The 1,935-nt window shown below is 47.6% G+C and carries 1 rRNA gene; it reads left to right on the forward strand.

The features are described 5' to 3' along the window. Positions 1-293: 293 nt before the first annotated feature. Positions 294-1,867 (forward strand): 16S ribosomal RNA (locus tag EKM63_RS11195). Positions 1,868-1,935 lie beyond the last annotated feature (68 nt).

The raw sequence follows: 1,935 nt of genomic DNA on the forward strand, positions 1-1,935 counted from the left end.
TGAATTGGTAATATATTATTTGTTGTTGCGACAGAGCAACGGCGCCAAAGAGTTAGAGCGAGAGCGATAACTTGGAGGCAAAAATTAATTTTAAAAAGTTGTTGACAAAGAGTTGATAACTTGGTAAACTAATTTAGTCGCTTGTTAAGAGCGAAAGCGATTAACAAGAAGTAGACCTTTGAAAACTGAACAAAGTTTTAACGCAATTGTGTAGGCTTTATTTTTATAAAGCAAAAGCAATATAACGAAGTCAGTTCGTTAGTAATAATTAATAAATGAGTCACAAACAATCAAAATATGAGAGTTTGATCCTGGCTCAGGATGAACGCTGGCGGCGTGCCTAATACATGCAAGTCGAGCGAACTCTGGTAAATGAATGAAGGTGCTTGCACCTGAGTGATTTTACATTTGAGTGAGCGGCGGATGGGTGAGTAACACGTGGGTAACCTGCCCTAAAGTGGGGGATAACATCTGGAAACAGGTGCTAATACCGCATAACAACAATTTTCACATGATTATTGTTTGAAAGATGGTTCTGCTATCGCTTTAGGATGGACCCGCGGCGTATTAGTTAGTTGGTGAGGTAACGGCTCACCAAGACGATGATACGTAGCCGACCTGAGAGGGTAATCGGCCACATTGGGACTGAGACACGGCCCAAACTCCTACGGGAGGCAGCAGTAGGGAATCTTCCACAATGGACGAAAGTCTGATGGAGCAACGCCGCGTGAGTGAAGAAGGTTTTCGGATCGTAAAACTCTGTTGTTGAAGAAGAACATGCATGAGAGTAACTGTTCATGTATTGACGGTATTCAACCAGAAAGCCACGGCTAACTACGTGCCAGCAGCCGCGGTAATACGTAGGTGGCAAGCGTTATCCGGATTTATTGGGCGTAAAGCGAGTGCAGGCGGTTTATTAGGTCTGATGTGAAAGCCCTCGGCTCAACCGAGGAAGTGCATCGGAAACCGGTAAACTTGAGTGCAGAAGAGGAGAGTGGAACTCCATGTGTAGCGGTGGAATGCGTAGATATATGGAAGAACACCAGTGGCGAAGGCGGCTCTCTGGTCTGTAACTGACGCTGAGGCTCGAAAGCGTGGGTAGCAAACAGGATTAGATACCCTGGTAGTCCACGCCGTAAACGATGAGTGCTAAGTGTTGGGGGGTTTCCGCCCCTCAGTGCTGCAGCTAACGCATTAAGCACTCCGCCTGGGGAGTACGACCGCAAGGTTGAAACTCAAAGGAATTGACGGGGGCCCGCACAAGCGGTGGAGCATGTGGTTTAATTCGAAGCAACGCGAAGAACCTTACCAGGTCTTGACATATCTTGAAACACTAAGAGATTAGTTTTTCCCTTCGGGGACAAGAATACAGGTGGTGCATGGTTGTCGTCAGCTCGTGTCGTGAGATGTTGGGTTAAGTCCCGCAACGAGCGCAACCCTTATTATTAGTTGCCAGCATTAAGTTGGGCACTCTAGTGAGACTGCCGGTGACAAACCGGAGGAAGGTGGGGACGACGTCAAATCATCATGCCCCTTATGACCTGGGCTACACACGTGCTACAATGGTCGGTACAACGTGTTGCGAACTCGCGAGGGCAAGCAAATCACTTAAAACCGATCTCAGTTCGGATTGTAGGCTGCAACTCGCCTACATGAAGCTGGAATCGCTAGTAATCGCGGATCAGCATGCCGCGGTGAATACGTTCCCGGGCCTTGTACACACCGCCCGTCACACCATGAGAGTTTGTAACACCCAAAGCCGGTGGGGTAACCTTTTAGGAGCTAGCCGTCTAAGGTGGGACAAATGATTAGGGTGAAGTCGTAACAAGGTAGCCGTAGGAGAACCTGCGGCTGGATCACCTCCTTTCTAAGGAAAAGTGCGAGAGCACAACGGAAATACACAAGTTAAAACTTTGTTTAGTTTTGAGAGGTCTA

It is taken from the genome of Companilactobacillus mishanensis (genome assembly GCF_003946505.1).
In the GTDB taxonomy this organism is placed as follows: domain Bacteria; phylum Bacillota; class Bacilli; order Lactobacillales; family Lactobacillaceae; genus Companilactobacillus; species Companilactobacillus mishanensis.